The sequence below is a fragment of the Vibrio sp. 378 genome (genome assembly GCF_033339435.1).
Window position 1 is genome coordinate 1 of the sequence record NZ_JAWOUO010000358.1, and the last position, 814, is coordinate 814.

Consider the following 814-nt stretch of genomic DNA (forward strand, 5'->3'; position numbering starts at 1 on the left):
CTTCGTCTTTTACACCGGTTGCACGCCAGAGCGCACGAGCTCCCGCCATGTTACGACCATGTGTGGTGGTAGCTGATCTATATTTTGGCATTTCTTAAATCCTTCTTACTGCTGCTCTGGGTACACATAGTCTAACCAGCCCCACTTATCTTCCGTGGTGCCGTTAAATAGGCCAAAGTAGGCTTCTTGCAATTCTTTGGTAATCGGACCGCGTTTACCGCTGCCCACTTCAATTTTGTCGATGGTTGCCACAGGCACAACTTCTGCTGCGGTACCGGTCATGAATACTTCATCCGCAAGGTATAGCGCTTCGCGGGCAATGTTAGCTTCACGGACTTCGTAACCTTTATCGCGAGCAATGGTCATGATCGAGTCACGAGTGATACCCGGTAGGATAGCGCTGGTGGCTGGTGGTGTGGTGATCACGCGATCTTTGATGACAAAGATGTTCTCGCCCGCGCCTTCTGACAAGTAACCGTCAACACTCAGTGCGATACCTTCGTCGTAACCATGACGACGTGCTTCACCACCAACGAGTAGTGAAGAAAGGTAGTTACCACCCGCTTTTGCTGCGGTAGGGATGGTGTTAGGTGCCGCGCGATTCCAGCTTGAAATCATCGCATCCACGCCTTTTTCTAGTGCTTCTTCACCAAGGTACGAGCCCCATGGGAACGCCGCGATGATCAGCTCCATTTCGGTGCCTACTGGAGGACACACACCTAAACCGACATTGCCCACAAATCCCAATGGACGAATGTAAGCGCTGTCGAGTTTGTTTTGACGCAGAGTTTCACGCGTTGCTTCCATGATTTCT

General features: G+C 51.2%; 1 protein-coding gene. It reads right to left on the reverse strand.

Going from position 1 to position 814, the window contains the following annotated elements; translation table 11 throughout:
• Nucleotides 1-105 precede the first annotated feature (105 nt).
• A partial coding sequence (gene ilvE / locus R7Q48_RS26260) for a branched-chain-amino-acid transaminase (RefSeq protein WP_318133123.1) occupies nt 106-814 on the reverse strand: 709 nt, incomplete at its 5' end.